Below are 15,447 nucleotides of genomic sequence, written 5' to 3'. Positions count from 1 at the left end.
AGAAGGGTGTACGGGTTTTCGCCGTACACCTTTCTAATGGACAAGGCTTCGAGTATTAGTAAGCAAGCGAACGCTGAGATCGCACAGTTTATTAAACAACATTTGGAAAATAGATAGTCAAAATACAAAAAGTAAGGCTTATTTTGCCTTACTTTTTTATGTCGTGTTACTTAAGAAATTTGAAATTTGATCAATATCTCTTTGCGTAAGAACAGGGTCAATTGTAATAACTGGATGAATGATTTCCCCTTCAAGCAAGAAATCAGAAATAATAAATTCAATGTTTAGTTCATTTATAATTGTTGATTCAAAGTCACCTAATTTAGGAAGAATAAATTCAATTTTATGACCAAAAGCAGTAATCAATTTCGTTTCAATATAACGATGAACTCCTGGACCATTGCTTGTTAATAATAAGACTCTTTTCTTTGAAGATGAGAAATTAATTTTAGAAGCTTGAACATTTAATGCAACTTTTGCAATTTTATCTCTAGTAATTTCAGGATATGAATATTTTTTTGTCCAGGTTTGTAAGGCTTTTGATACCTTTTTATATAGGTCTGAATACTCGTTTTTAACATAGCGATCCATTGAATAGGATGGCTCTTTTTTATCGATTGAGTATAAAATGAAAGAGTATCTTTGGAATTGGTCATGTAATGTGTAAAGAAACTCCTCGTCTTCATCTAACGATATATCTGTTTTTTCCTTCAATAGTTTAACTAAGTGAAAGAGTTCCTTAAAATACCTTGTTTTTTGATTTTTATATAAATAAAGAAATTCGTTTTTTTCCATGTTGTCAAAACTATAATATGGAAGTGTTGATATTAATAATGAAAACGCAATTCGTTCATTCATAGAAATATGATGTTTATATTGATGTTCTAATTGATTACAAATTTCATTAGCAATTTTATAATATTTTGATTCTACAATTTTTTTTATCGATTGCTCAGTTAATTCAAGTTGCATTTTTTTATCGATTCTATATAACATCGTTCCAAGTAAATAGACGTACTTATTGGTTGTAGAAGGATATAGGAATAATTTAAACTTTTCAGTGGTGTCTAGTACAATTTTTTTAATATCTCGAAATGAGAATGCTTCAAGTGGCCATTCTTGATCATCTGAATAAGCGCACAAAGCATCTAGGATATCACCACACAATAGGCGAATTTCAAATTCTCTTCCTACGATTTCGAGCGGGCCACGTTTTAAAGTTAAATGGTAGGCCACCAATAATTCCTCAACTCGATCAAGAATTGAATAGACAGCAGGTTGTTGTGTAAAAAGCGCGTTTGCTAATTCTGATATACTTTTAATTTGTTTAAATTGTATCAGCATAATAGCTTGAAATTTCAATGAATTTTTTACGTACAGTGAACGAATTTGATTTATAGATGAAGAAATTGGTTTATTAATATAAATTCCTTTTCCTTTGATTGTTTCAATTTGCCATCCTTTAGGTAGGTGTGTATTAATGGCCTGCAAATCATTTCGAATTGTTTTTTCAGTACATAATAACTCACTTGCTAATTCTTCTGTTTTAAACCACTTATCTTGTTTACTTAAAATATCTATTATTTGTAATTTCCGCTTAGTTGATTTATCCATTCAAAATCTCCATAAGTTTTGTCCATTTTATTACTATTATTTCTTCTAATGTTCCGGCTTAATTCAGTAAAAGTTAATTTCTTATTTTTAAAAGCACTATTTAATGCGACTTTTTGTGATAAATGTGAATATTTTTTGAAGACAGTGTAGTATTTTTACCTAAATCAAAGGTAAAAAACATCATGGGAATCACTTTACTACAAAGATATAATGACATCGTTGAAACAAAAAATAATTTATAAGGAGTAAAGTGAAATGAAATTTACAAAAGTCGCACTTGTTAGTTTAATCGGGATGTCATCATTAGTTGGAGCTGCTAACTCAACTTTTGCGGAAATATCTTCTGTAGGGAATTCAAAATCATCTATAACATTTGTCGCTGGAACAGGTCCAGTTACACCTGTTGATCCTACAAATCCAATTGAACCATTAGAACCATCAGGTCCTACTGATCCAACAGATCCACCAACTGGAAATGCTGGTTCATTAACATTAGATTATGTTTCATCCGTTGATTTCGGAGTAAATGAGATTTCAAATAAAACAGAAGTCTATTCAGCTAAATCTAAAAAGCCATTTATTCAAGTCTCGGATCGCCGTGGTACTGGGGAAGGGTGGTCTGTAACTGCTAAAGCAAGTAAATTTACAAATGGATTGGTGGATTCACTTCCTGGTGCAATCATTACATTTAAAAATGGTTCTGTTATATCTTTAACCGCTAGTGGCTCTCCGGTAGCAACTGAAACAATCGCTTTAAATACAGACGGAAGTACAGCATCACCAGTTGTTTCCGCATCACAAGGTAAAGGTTTTGGTACATGGGTAACTCGATGGCTTGGACCAAATCCAGAAGTAAATGATGGGGCTCTTAACGATAATGTTACATTAACTATTCCGGCAGGTTCAGCAACGATTGGTAATCATGAGGCAACTATTACGTGGACATTAACGGATGCTCCGGGTTTATAGTAGTTAATTTAAAAAATAACAATTAATAGATAGGACTTTATATTATTTTGAACCGAATAAGTTGAAAGTTTACTAAATGACTTATAGTGAAGATGCTATAAAGACTCTATTATGAAGGGGGAATATAAAAATGGATCTTAAACGTCAAAAATTATTGCTAATTTTTTCTGCTATTCTGTTAACTCTATCGTTCGTCCCTCTATCTGTAAAAGCAGAGAATAATATCGATTTTTCTGTAAAAGCAATCATTCCAACAAATCAAATTGATCATCTGAAATCTTATTTTGATTTAAAAATGTCTCCAGGACAAAAACAGGACCTTAAAATTGAGATCTTTAATAATAGTAAAAAAGAAGAAACAATCCAAGGGAATATTACTTTTGCAACGACTAATGATAATGGACTGATTGATTACTCTGAAACGAATAGTAAAGATGCAGATAAATCTTTAAAGTATCCATTAACTAGCTTAGTAAAAGAACCTCAAAAAGAAGTTGTTATTCCAGCAGGTAAATCAAAGGTAGTATCTTTTTCGATTACAATGCCGAAAGTTGAATATAATGGGGTTATTTTAGGAGCAGCCCACTTTAAGAAAAAAATCGATGAAACTGAAAAAAGTACTAAAAATGAGAGCATTAATATCAAAAATGAATACGCATATGTGGTTGGAATAAAATTATCGGAAAACACTAAGGAAGTCGAGCCGGATCTACATTTACTAGACATTAAGCCTAAATTAGTAAATTATCGTACTGCAATTGCCGCGACAATCCAAAATAAGGAATCCTCAATTGCGAAGGATATGAGTATAGATGCGCAAATCTTTAAAAAAGGTTCCAATAAAGTTTTATATAGTTCGAAAAAAACTGAGATGAGCATGGCACCTAATTCAAATTTTGATTACGCAATCGATTTAAATAATAATCCAATCGAACCTGGAACTTACCGATTAAAAATGAAAGCGATCATCGGAACTCAAGTCTGGGAATGGGATGAAGTGTTTACGATTGGAAAAGAAGCAAAAGAATTGAATACTAAAGCAGTTGAAATAAAGAACAATCATTATTGGATTTATATCGGAGGTGGATTATTACTTTTAGTAGGAATCATTGGTTTAATTTTCTTCAAAAAACGAAAGAAGGAAAAGACACCTTCGAATAATATTGAATGATTTTGAAAGATTGTATATTATTAATCGGTTGCCTAAAGATATTAATCTTTAAGTAAATAGTATATTGGTAAAACAAAAAAGGCTCATTTCTTCATTGTGAAATGCTGCCTTTTTTATTAATATGAAGTGATTTCAGTTCTCAAGAAATTGATAAATTGTTTTTCAACCTTTGATAAAATTTTCTTTTTTGAAGTGATGACTCCAAGTTTTGAGTCTATAGGTTCGTAATTTACGATATCAATTTCAACGATTTCGCCATTCAATAAAAATGGATGATTTTTTATAGAAAAATTTGGTCCCCAAGTTATAGCACTGCCATTTAAAATTGCTCGTAATAACTCTTCAAGATGGTTGGAAGAAAATAAAATATCTAATTTTCCTATGTTATGTTGGAAGTTATTTGTAAACCATTTTATATAGTCACCATTATATAGGACGAATTTTTGCTGAAGTATTTCTTCAGGTGTTATTTTTTTCGAAATAGCAAAAGGAGAATCTTTTTTTGCATATACTTTCATCTTTCCATCTACTAATTCTTCGTAATGAAACTCTTCTAATTCTTTCTTAATGCCTTCATAAAGACAGATGACTCCTATATCTATTTGATTTTTTTTAACGATTTCAATTGTACGCTCGGTAGTGTTTTCTAAAATGTCTATATGCAAATTTGAATGTTGACTTTTAAATTCCACTAACGGTGTTAATAAGTAATTAACAAATGCAGGTACCATTGAAACGCTAAGTTCACTGATCTGGGTATCTTTACTTTTCTGTGCTATTTCTTTTATTTCTGTATATTTTAAGAGGATTTCTTGTGATTTTTCTACTATTTTTATCCCGTCTACTGTTAAGCTAGCGCCTAATCTAGAGCGAGTGAAGATTTTTATTCCTAGCTCTTCTTCTATTTTAGTGATCGCTTGACTTATACCGGATTGACTTATATGAAGATTTTCTGCAGCAATCGAAATCGAACCTGTTTTAGCGACTTCTACTAAAATCTCTAGTTTTTCTAAATGCATTAAATTGACCACCTTTATACTTTCATACAAGAAATAAAACTTTTTTAATATAGTTTTTTTATTTCAAGTTTTATATTACAAATCGTGAAGTTATATTTAAAAAATGTAAATTTACTTAACCATTTTGCAATTATAGAATTGGGATTAACTAATAGTATTATTCTTATTTTTCAACCCGTGACTATTTAATTGAAAAATAATACGTTCTAATGTTGAGGCAAAACATTCGATTTTTCAAGCGCTTTCTTAAAATTAGAAAAATTTACATTAAATGATACATTTTTGTTCAATTTGAACGTTGCCTAATATAGGGGAGGCTTAACATGCTAGTAGGGGAAATCATCAAATTTTATCGAGAGAAAAAAGGAATTAGTCAATCTACATTAGGTGAAGGAATTTGTGGTAAAGCGTATATTAGTAGGTTTGAAAGTGGAAAAGTTACATTATCACCTGATATTATATACAAATTATCTAATAAGTTAGAAATTGATATAAATAAAGAAATTGAATCTTTATATCTTATTGAAAAGCACTTAAATGATTGGAATCAGGCAATCATTATGCAAAGAACAGCACAAATTGAAGGAATTAAAATAGAGTTAGATCAAAATCCGTTTATTATGGTTTCTAAACATGCGGCAAACTATATGCTATTAACTGGGAGATATTATCTTCACAAAAATATGTTCAAAGAAGCAAAACATATAATTGAGTACGTAGAAAAAGAGTTTCGAACGTTATCTAATTATGAAAAAAATCTTTTTCTACACATTAAAGGAATATACTGTATCAGTACATTTAGAACTGCCCAAGGTGAAGATTGTCAAACTTCTGTGAATCTATTAAAACAAATTAATATAGCAGAGTATAATAATGAAGAATATTACTACCACTTAGCTCTAGCTTACCATCATGCAAAGGCAAAAGTTTCTGCTTTTACATATGGTGAAAAAGCTCTTCAATTTTTTAATCGAACATATAATCATGTGAGTGCTATGAATGCTCAAATCTTAATGCTGATGCAATTCGATAGTAAAAGAGATATTGATTTTTTAGACCTAGTTGAAAACTATAAGAATTTAATACATAATTGTTCGATATTAGGTGCCCAAGAAAGTAAAATAAATATTTTATATAATCTAGGAGAAGAGTTTTATAAAAGAGGAAAATATGAACAAGCAGTTAGTTATTTTGAACAAGCTTTTTTACTAACTGATAAATCATCAGTAAAATATTTAAGACGTTTATATCATTTTACTGAAGCATGTTTAGATGGAAAGTTATTGAATAAGGAAAGTATTTTAGAAAAAATAGAAACAGGTACGAAATTAGCAAAAAAACAATGCCCAATTTATTTCAATCTTTATAAACTATTAGCATTGAAGTGTAAAAAAAATCAAAGTCAATTTTATCAATTTTTAGCTGAAGTAGTCGTTCCACAGCTTATTGCAACTAATAATACTTCATTTTTTGAGCAATATGGGAAGATCTTATATAATCACTATGTCGAGCAAAAGGAATATGAAAAAGCGATTGAAATAGACCAAAGTTTTAAATTGATGATTCAGGTGTTAAATTAAAAGACTTTAGATAACGAGATTTCGTTGTCTAAAGTCTTTTTTATTATCTAAGAAATTGAAATTTATCATAAATATTAAATTTTGCTCTCAATGTTTATAAACATTAGACAAGAAGTTTGTCGAAACTCGCTAAGATTGTTCTATAAACCTAGTGATAAGGGCGCGCTATAACCCGATTGATAAAGAAATGAAAATTCACAATAATGAAGTTAAATAAATAGACAAATTGTTTGTTTATTTTTTTTGGAAATAGTTCAGAGTTTTATCAAAGAAAGTCTAATTTTGTACTTCAATGTAGAAATCTACCTTGTCGTAAATTTACTAGGAGGAAGAGAAATGGGGAAAAAGACAGAGAAAAAGTTTTTAAAAAGCTTTACCGTTTTAGCTTTAACATCGAGCTTTATTCTAGGCTCGCTTGGACAAGTAACATCCAGTACGAAAGCAGCAAGTCCAAGTAAAGCAGAAGATATTTTAGTAAATTTATCTTCTGAGCAAAGAGCAGCTCTTGAGCAGCTTTCGACTAATGAACAAACAGGTCTGCAAATTTCTTCAGATATTAATTTAAATTCTTCAGAACAAACAAGTGTCATTGTTGAGTTTGCAAATAAACCTGCTAAAGTCGCGCAAATTGAAGCGAGTGTAGAAGGTAAATCATTAACTACATCAGAAGCAGCAAAGTTAGTAGATCAAGATCACGAGACATTTGCTGAAGATGTTGGTCAGGTATTAGAAAGTGGTAAAACGAAAAAAGTAGATTATAAGATTAATCGTTCATATAAAAATGCCTTTAATGGTGTTTCAATGAGTCTACCAGCAAACCAAATTAAAAATCTATTAAAATCAAAGGCTGTTATATCCGTTTGGAGTAACAAAACATTTACAATTGATCCTCCAAAGGAAAACGATCAACTAAAAGCAGATGAAGCAAATGTTGGAAACTATACACCTTATGATGCTTTAGATCGTTTACATGCAGAAGGCTTTACTGGAAAAGGGATTAAAGTAGGGATTTTAGACACGGGTATTGACTATAACCACCCAGATTTGAAAGATGCATATAAAGGTGGATATGATTTCGTCGATAATGATAATGATCCGATGGAAACAACGTATGCAGATTGGAAAAAATCAGACCAACCAGAGTTCATTAGTGGTAGTGCATATTATACTGAGCATGGTACACACGTAGCGGGAATCATCGGTGGTCGCGGTAAAGCGAATAGTGAATATAAAACCGTTGGTGCGGCACCTGAATCAGATATTTATTCATATCGTGTGCTCGGTCCATACGGTAGCGGAACAGCTGATGCAATTATTGCTGGAATCGATCGTGCTGTAAAAGAAGGTATGAATGTAATTAACATGTCTTTAGGTGCAACTTTAAATGATCCACTATTTGCGACTTCAATTGCGGTAAACAACGCAGTATTAAGTGGAGTTACTACAGTCATTGCGGCAGGAAATAGCGGTGATCAAATGTATACTGTAGGTGCGCCAGGTGCTGCAGCGTTAGCTTTAACTGTAGGAGCGTCATCTATTGCCCTTGATATTTATCAATTTGCAGGTGTACAAGATGGCAAAAATTATACTTTAAGACAGTTAGCAAGAAATTATAAAGATGATTTAACATCATTAAAAGGAAAAACTTATCAGCTTGTTGATGTTGGGTTAGCTAATCCATGGGACTTTAATGGAAAAGATCTAAATGGAAAGATAGCATTTATTAAGCGTGGATCAATTGCATTAATTGATAAAATCAAAAATGCGAAAGCAAATGGTGCAATCGGTGTATTAATGTATAACGATGAAACGAATAAAGCAGAAGGTGCAATCCAAGCATTCCTAGGTGAATCAGTTGATGCAATCCCTGCATTCTCAGTTTCAAATGATGAAGGTAATGCTATTTTAGCTGCAATTAAAGCTGGTAAAACAGATTTCACTTTTGGAGATTATACGAAGTTAAAAACTGCTTCTGATGAATTAGCATCGTTTAGTTCAAGAGGTCCTACACGTGTAAACTACGATATTAAACCAGAAGTAATTGCACCGGGAGTATCAATTCTTTCAACTGTACCATTCTATGTAAACGATAAAACTGTTGATGGATCAAAACCAGAAGATTATAAATACGCTTATGAGCGCTTATCTGGTACATCAATGGCAACGCCTTATGTAGCGGGAGTATCAGCATTGTTATTACAATCAAATAAAGACTTAAAACCAGAAGATGTGAAATCAATTTTAATGAATACAGCAGATCCACTTTCAAAGGCTTATAGTGTATTTGAAGAAGGTAGCGGACGAGTAGATGCTTATGAAGCAATCCACTCTAATGTGGAATTAGAAGTAGTTGATAAAACACCTACGATTATTGATGGAAAACAAAAATCAATCCAAGAATTAACTGGCGGAATGAGCTTCGGTTCATTTGGATTTGATGATAAAGATATCGCTGATTCACGCACTGTCACGTTGAAGAACCGTAGTGAGAAAGCAAAAACATTTAATGTAGATGTGAAATTCCAAAATGGATTACAAGGATCGAAGGACGCAGTTCAGAACAATGTAACTTTAACTGGCCCAACATCAGTTAAATTAAACGGTATTAGTCAAAAATCAATCAAGTTTAACTTAAGTATTCCGAAAACAGCTGAAAAAGGCACTTATGAAGGATATATTACTTTTACAAATACAGGGGATCCAACTGAAACATATCAAATTCCGTTTGGTGGACGAGTTGTAACTGAGGGTATTGACGCTTTAAACGCCGAACCATTGTTTTCAACTGATACAGCTTGGCCGGCAAATGCATGGCCTTTCGAATCATTTTCATTTTCATTAAAATCACATATGAAAACATTAGATGTCATTTTACAAGACCCTACTACAGGTGAAGACCTAGGATTATTAGGATCAATGTCTCCGATTTTATTGAATGAAAATCAAACATATTATGTTTCAAGAGGATTTACTGGTCTTTACTACCCATTTACAGGTGATTCAAAGAAACCGATTAGCAGTGATCCAGTATTCGCAAAAACAGGGCATTATAAGTTGAAAATGGTAGGAACTAATGAACAAGGCAAATCGTTTACAAAGACATCTGACTTTATTTATGAGCTTGGCGCACCAAAAATGACATCTAGCTTTGATTCATTAGACCAAAAAGTTATCGAATATAAAGATAGTCAATTTGATTCAAAGGGAGAATTTTTATACGACTTTAACATTAACTTAAATGATCCTGAAACTGAGGAAGCAAGTCGTTTAGGACTTCCTGTTGATCAATCTGGGAATGCCGTTGTATCGTTCTATAATAATCCATTTCCTGCTAATCCGATTAATACTGATAAAAATGGAAATTACACAGATCAAATTCTAGTAAAAAAACAATCTGAACCATTACAAGTTCAGTTTTACGGAATGGATTATGCAAGGAACTTCATTGGAAATGCATTTAATATGTTAAGAATTGTTTTTGTCGATCAAAATACACCTTATTACTATTTAAGGGCTAATAAGCAAAGTATTACACAAGGAGATACAGTAAACTTTAGCGTTCGAGCAAATAATGTTAAAAATTTAAAAACGACTAAAATAACAATACCAGTTTCTAAGGATTATGCTTCAATTGAAAATGTAGTTGTAAATGATGCAGTAAAAAAGTATGGCGATGCACAAGTTTCTGTATCAGCTGTTCAAACAGGCGCTTATTATACAAACTATACAATTACATTTAATTATTTAGGGGATAAGACATTACCTGAAGATTTAAAGTTATTTGATTTCGATTTGAAAACGCCTAAAAATATTTATAATAATGGATTATATGGTGTTCCTTATGATTGGTATTCTATGACTGCATCTACAATTGATCAGTCAAATGTTGAGACGAAGAATGTCTATTCATATATGGAAAGTATAAAAATTAAATCAGATTATTCAAGAGTAGAGGGATCTGTACAAGTAGAAGGAGCAAAAGATGCTACAGGTCAGCCTAATTATATAGTGGATCTAAGTAAAATTGGTGCAAAAGTATCGGTTGCTTCTTATGATGGAAAAACAAATATAAATGCTACAATCACTAGTAAATATGGTCAGTATTATGCAGACGGCCTAAAAGCGGATGTAAAACCATACATAGTTACGGTTGATGTACCTGGTCATTTTACTATGAACAAACAACTTGTATTAGCAGATGAAGTGCGTGGTGGAAATGTAGGGAAGAGATTACTTTGGAACTTATCAGTTGCAGCAGCAGGGGACGTAAACAAAGATAATGTCATCGATATTCTTGACGCACTAGCTGTACAAACATATTGGGGTACAAATAAAGCTACTGTAGATTTTAATTTTGATAAAGTAGTAGATAAAAAGGATATGGATTACATTGTTAAAAACTTTGGATTAAAGAATCCGACAGTATCTAATGCACCAAAAGCGAAAACTACTTATAAGGGCGTTACGTTGGATGATGTATTAACTCAATTAGGTTTAAAATAAACAATGTAAAAAGAGAAGCTGAATTTTTGCTTCTCTTTTTCTATTATTCATGGTGTTTAAAGATTGAATAAAGTACCAAGAATCAAAAGTTATTAAATTCGTGAGGGGAAAAATCTAAAGAATATGAGAAAAACTTATAAATATATAAGAAAGTTTATAAACTTCTTTTACGAATATTGTCGAAATATGTAAAGCGAGAGTGGAAAAGTAGAAATAATCCACTATATATAACCCGATTGAGTATTTTTAGAATATTTTCAATAATTAGATTAAGGGAGTGCTAATGAAGAGTGATGAAGGAATATAAAGACTACTAGTATTTTAGATTCAAAATTCCTCTACAATTACATACTTCAACTTGAGAAATATACTAAAAATGGGGGAAAGAGTAAGATGAAAAGAACGGGTAAGAGTAAACTTGTTAAAAGCCTTTCTGTTGCAGCCTTATCATCTAGTTTTATTTTAGGATCATTAGGGCATGTATCCAATGTAACGAAAGCTGAGAATGCTTCTAATGCAGAATCAATTTTAGCTAATTTGACTTCACAACAAAGACAAGCATTACAAAAGCTTACAGAAACTGATCAAACTGGCCTATTTCTAGATTCGGATGTTAATTTAAAAAGTGAAGAGCCTGTTTCAGTTATCGTTTCGTTTAAGCAAAAGCCGCAAAAAATCGCCGTATTAGAAGCAGCTTTAAAAGGACAAGCTTTATCTGAAGCGGAAGCAAAAAGTAATGCAAATGAGGATCATACGAAATTCAAAGGAGATTTAAGCTCTTTATTTAAAACAAAAGCAGACGGATCTTATAAAATAATTCGTGAATATAAGCATGCGTTTAATGGGGTTGCTATAGAAGTACCTGCAAATAAATTAAAAGACCTAATGAAGTCAACTGCTGTACAAGCTATTTATAGTGACGTATCTGTAAAATCAGAACTGCCGGTAGAAGGAACAGAGACTACTTCCAACTCTGCAGGTAAAGGAATGGCAGACGAGCGTACTTATCTTCAAATCGATAAATTACATCAAGAAGGTTACACAGGAAGAGGAGTCAAGGTTGCTGTTCTTGACACAGGAGTAGATTACAATCACCCTGACATAAAAGGTGCCTTTAAGGGTGGATATGATTTTGTAAATAATGACAATGATCCGATGGAAACAACATATGCTGATTGGGTAAAGGCTGGGAAACCAGGCGGAGCTTCAGGAGCAGGGAACTATGTGACAGAACATGGTACTCATGTATCTGGAACGATTGTTGGACAAGGGAAAAATGAAAGCGAATTTGCGACAACAGGTATCGCACCTGATGCTGACCTTTATGTGTATCGTGTATTAGGACCTGGTGGAAGTGGAACGACTGCTAACATCATCGCTGGTATTGATCAAGCAGTTGCTGACGGAATGGAGGTTATGAATCTATCATTAGGGGCTAACTATAATGACCCATTAATTGCTGAAAGTATTGCAATTAATAACGCAGTACTAAATGGTGTAACAGCTGTAGTAGCAGCTGGTAATGCAGGAAATAAAATGTATACACTAGGCTCACCTGGTACTGCAGCTTTAGCATTAACAGTTGGAGCAAGTGATGTTCCAATTACGACAGTGTCAGCGAAAGGTTCGATTGACAATGCTTTAGCTAATTTACGCTTAATGGCAAGAGGGTACGGAGATGATATTTCTAAATTTAAAGGACAAACGTTACCAGTCGTAGATGTGAATCTAGGAGAAGCTTATACTGGTAAAGATGTAAAGGGCAAGATTGTCCTTATGAGTCGTGGAACTTATACGATGGATTCTAAAATTGCAGTAGCAAAATCGCAAGGTGCGGCTGCAGTCCTAATGTACAATGATAATCCAGCGGAAGGATTAATCCCAACCTACTTTGGAGAAGGAGCTAACTTCATTCCATCATTCACATTATCAAATGCAGAAGGCTTAGCTTTAAAACAAAAACTTCAATCAGGTTCGGATAACTTTACGTTCTCTGACATTGGTGAAGTAAAAACGCAAGGTGATACGTTAGCTGATTTCAGTTCAAGAGGACCTGCAAGATTAACATATGATATTAAGCCAGAAATTACGGCTCCAGGTGTGAGTGTATTATCAACAGTACCGGGCTATATAAACAACCCAGATAACCCGTCAGATTATAAAAATGCATATCAACGTATGTCAGGTACATCTATGGCTACGCCGTTTACAACTGGAGTTGCGACATTATTAAAACAAGCTAACCATAATTTACAACCAGAAGATATAAAAGCGATTTTGATGAATACAGCTGATTCATTAAGTAAACCATACAGCGTGTTTGAGCAAGGTGCAGGACGAATTGATCCATACAATGCAATTCACTCAACAATCGAAATTAAAGTCCAAGAAAAAACACCAATGATTGTTAACGGAAGAGAAAAACAAATCAATGAAGAAACTGGGGCACTTAGCTTCGGAAACGTATCATTCGATAACAAAGATTATTCTGATTCACGCTCTGTTACGCTGATGAATAGGGGAGAAAAAACGAAAACATTTGATGTGAAAGTAAGTTTCCAAACAGGGCTTCGAGGCTCAAAGGATGCAGTAGCAAACGGTGTTACAGTACAAGCTCCTTCATCAGTGACTTTAAAAGGAGTTAGTCAAAAGAAAACAAATATTACTTTAAATATTCCAAAGACAGCGGACAAGGGAATTTATGAAGGTTATGTAACTTATATAAACAAAGATAATTCATCTGAAAGTTATCGTATTCCCTTTGGTGTACATTATGTAGAAAAAGGATTCAATTCGTTGAACCTTACTCGTCAGTCAATGTCTACTGACAGAAATTCTTTAGCTAGCCCATTATTTTATCCATATTTAACGGCTAAATTCACGTTAAAGTCTCATATGAGAAACATTGATGTAGTATTTACCGATGCGGTGACAGGCCAGGATTTAGGTATTACAAATACATTCGATGGTGTGGCTTATGATGAGGGTGTAGAATACACAATTGCAGCATCTATTGGAGCCTATTATCCATTTACAGGTGACCCAAGTAATCCAGTTAGTTCAAAACCTGTTTTAGCAAAAGAAGGATTATACAAAATAAAACTAATTGGGTATGATGATGCAGGTAAAGCATATACAATTTCACAAGATCTTTTAGTCGATAATACAATGCCAAATAAATTTGATGTAAAAGTGGATGGAGAAAAAGAAGGAAATCCATTTATCGAATATAAGGCAGACCAAAAGTCTGTTCCGTTTACTGCTTCGATTAATGACAAGTCAATTGAGTTAATGAAGGCAGCAGGTATGAAAGCAGATCAGTCGCAAAATACAATTGGATATTTTTATAATAGTCCTTGGTTATCCGGAAAACTTACATTAGATGAAAATGGAAATGCTCAAGATGAAATTGCAATGGATCCAAGCTTATCAATGCTATCATTCCGATTCATCGGTGGAGACCAAGCAACGAATACTTATGGTGATAAGCAATATCTTTTTGTTAAAGAGGGAACTCAATATGTTTATGGTCAACCACAAGCAAAAACAAGAAATAATCGATTAATTACACACCCTGGCGATACAAATACGATTACACTAAATGCTAATAATGTGAACAAATTAAAGCAAGCAGGATTTAGCTTTACAACGAAAACTACTGATACAAATATCGTAAATATTGCATTAAATCCTGAGGCACAAAAGCTTGGTGGACAAATGAACGTTACAACGACAAATCCAACAAGTACAACTGTTAAATCAGATATCAACATTACATTTGATGGTTCAAAAGAGGTATCGGGAGATCTACCAATGGTTGATGTAACGATTAAAATTCCAGAACTGGCAGATCCGATACCTATCTCTAGCTTTAACAATGTTACTTCGGCATTCACAAGTGTAGATAATACAGTGACAAAACCATTTACTTATTTAGCACCAATCGCCATTTTACCAAATATCTCGAGTGTAATTAGTTATATTCACCCAGAAAGCTTCCAAAGAGCAGATGGTACACTTCTTCCAATAGATTTTACGAAAATTGGAGCAAATGTAACGATTGTAGATAGTAAAGGTAAATCATATAATGCAATAATGGATACTAGAGGACAATTTTATGTATCTGGATTACCTGTTACTACCGATGAATTTACTGTAATCACTGATATTCCAGGTCACTTTACAACATCTGGTACGTTTGAAAATGCATACAGTATTATGGATGGTTTCATGTATGGTATCAGTGATCGAATCGGTACAGAAAGCGTTGCTGTTGCTACTGCTGGAGATATCAATAAGGACAATGTAATTGATGTTAATGACGCTCTAGCAATTGAAACTTATTGGGGAACAAATAAACGCTCAGCTGATATTAACTTTGACGGAACAGTTGACGCAAAAGATTTTTCTTATGTAGAAAAGAATTTCTTAATGCAAAATCCAGCAGTAGACAATGCTCCAAAACCAGTGAAGAAATCAAAAGGTAAGACAATTGATGTGATTAAGAGTGAGTTAGGTATTCAATAAAATCAACATTTAAATTTAATAGAGCCTAATTAAAAAAGGGATGTCCATAAGTTAGAATTCTGAC

At 32.8% G+C, this 15,447-nt stretch carries 7 protein-coding genes; 5 read left to right on the top strand and 2 right to left on the bottom strand.

What is annotated here, in order from left to right; genetic code table 11:
* Positions 1-156: 156 nt before the first annotated feature.
* Positions 157-1,614 (bottom strand): BglG family transcription antiterminator, encoded by a 1,458-nt coding sequence (locus B6K90_RS08380; protein WP_088012279.1) that lies wholly within the window; start codon positions 1,612-1,614, stop codon positions 157-159.
* Between the two features lie 255 nt (positions 1,615-1,869).
* On the opposite strand from B6K90_RS08380, the gene B6K90_RS08375 reads away from it, so the two are divergent.
* Positions 1,870-2,583, top strand: a complete 714-nt coding sequence (locus tag B6K90_RS08375) for a WxL domain-containing protein (protein ID WP_088012278.1) — start codon at positions 1,870-1,872, stop codon at positions 2,581-2,583.
* Between the two features lie 130 nt (positions 2,584-2,713).
* Positions 2,714-3,754 carry a DUF916 and DUF3324 domain-containing protein gene (locus tag B6K90_RS08370; RefSeq protein WP_088012277.1) on the top strand — a complete coding sequence of 347 codons (1,041 nt, stop codon included), beginning with the start codon at positions 2,714-2,716 and terminating at the stop codon, positions 3,752-3,754.
* 116 nt (positions 3,755-3,870) lie between these two features.
* Here the strand turns inward: B6K90_RS08370 and B6K90_RS08365 are convergent, their stop codons facing one another.
* Entirely contained in the window at positions 3,871-4,773 is a 903-nt protein-coding gene (locus tag B6K90_RS08365; RefSeq protein WP_088012276.1) for a LysR family transcriptional regulator, read from the bottom strand.
* 323 nt (positions 4,774-5,096) lie between these two features.
* On the opposite strand from B6K90_RS08365, the gene B6K90_RS08360 reads away from it, so the two are divergent.
* The 3 genes from B6K90_RS08360 to B6K90_RS08350 all read left to right on the top strand — a co-directional run bounded on the left by B6K90_RS08360 (position 5,097) and on the right by B6K90_RS08350 (position 15,383).
* Positions 5,097-6,353, top strand: a complete 1,257-nt coding sequence (locus tag B6K90_RS08360; RefSeq protein ID WP_088012275.1) for a helix-turn-helix domain-containing protein — start codon at positions 5,097-5,099, stop codon at positions 6,351-6,353.
* A gap of 336 nt (positions 6,354-6,689) precedes the next feature.
* Positions 6,690-10,856 carry a S8 family serine peptidase gene (locus B6K90_RS08355; protein ID WP_088012274.1) on the top strand — a complete coding sequence of 1,389 codons (4,167 nt, stop codon included), beginning with the start codon at positions 6,690-6,692 and terminating at the stop codon, positions 10,854-10,856.
* A gap of 393 nt (positions 10,857-11,249) precedes the next feature.
* Positions 11,250-15,383 carry a S8 family serine peptidase gene (locus tag B6K90_RS08350; protein WP_088012273.1) on the top strand — a complete coding sequence of 1,378 codons (4,134 nt, stop codon included), beginning with the start codon at positions 11,250-11,252 and terminating at the stop codon, positions 15,381-15,383.
* The last annotated feature ends 64 nt before the right edge of the window (positions 15,384-15,447 follow it).

This window comes from Gottfriedia acidiceleris (genome assembly GCF_002128425.1).
Taxonomy (GTDB): Bacteria; Bacillota; Bacilli; order Bacillales; family Bacillaceae_G; genus Gottfriedia; species Gottfriedia acidiceleris.
Note: the sequence above shows the minus strand (reverse complement) of the source record. Positions and strands in the feature narration are given on the sequence as shown.

Coding starts and splice junctions, on each gene's coding strand:
- B6K90_RS08355 (WP_088012274.1), top strand. CDS start 6,690: ATGGGGAAAAAGACAGAGAAAAAGTTTTTAAAAAGCTTTACCGTTTTA.
- B6K90_RS08360 (WP_088012275.1), top strand. CDS start 5,097: ATGCTAGTAGGGGAAATCATCAAATTTTATCGAGAGAAAAAAGGAATT.
- B6K90_RS08380 (WP_088012279.1), bottom strand. CDS start 1,614: ATGGATAAATCAACTAAGCGGAAATTACAAATAATAGATATTTTAAGT.
- B6K90_RS08350 (WP_088012273.1), top strand. CDS start 11,250: ATGAAAAGAACGGGTAAGAGTAAACTTGTTAAAAGCCTTTCTGTTGCA.
- B6K90_RS08365 (WP_088012276.1), bottom strand. CDS start 4,773: ATGCATTTAGAAAAACTAGAGATTTTAGTAGAAGTCGCTAAAACAGGT.
- B6K90_RS08375 (WP_088012278.1), top strand. CDS start 1,870: ATGAAATTTACAAAAGTCGCACTTGTTAGTTTAATCGGGATGTCATCA.
- B6K90_RS08370 (WP_088012277.1), top strand. CDS start 2,714: ATGGATCTTAAACGTCAAAAATTATTGCTAATTTTTTCTGCTATTCTG.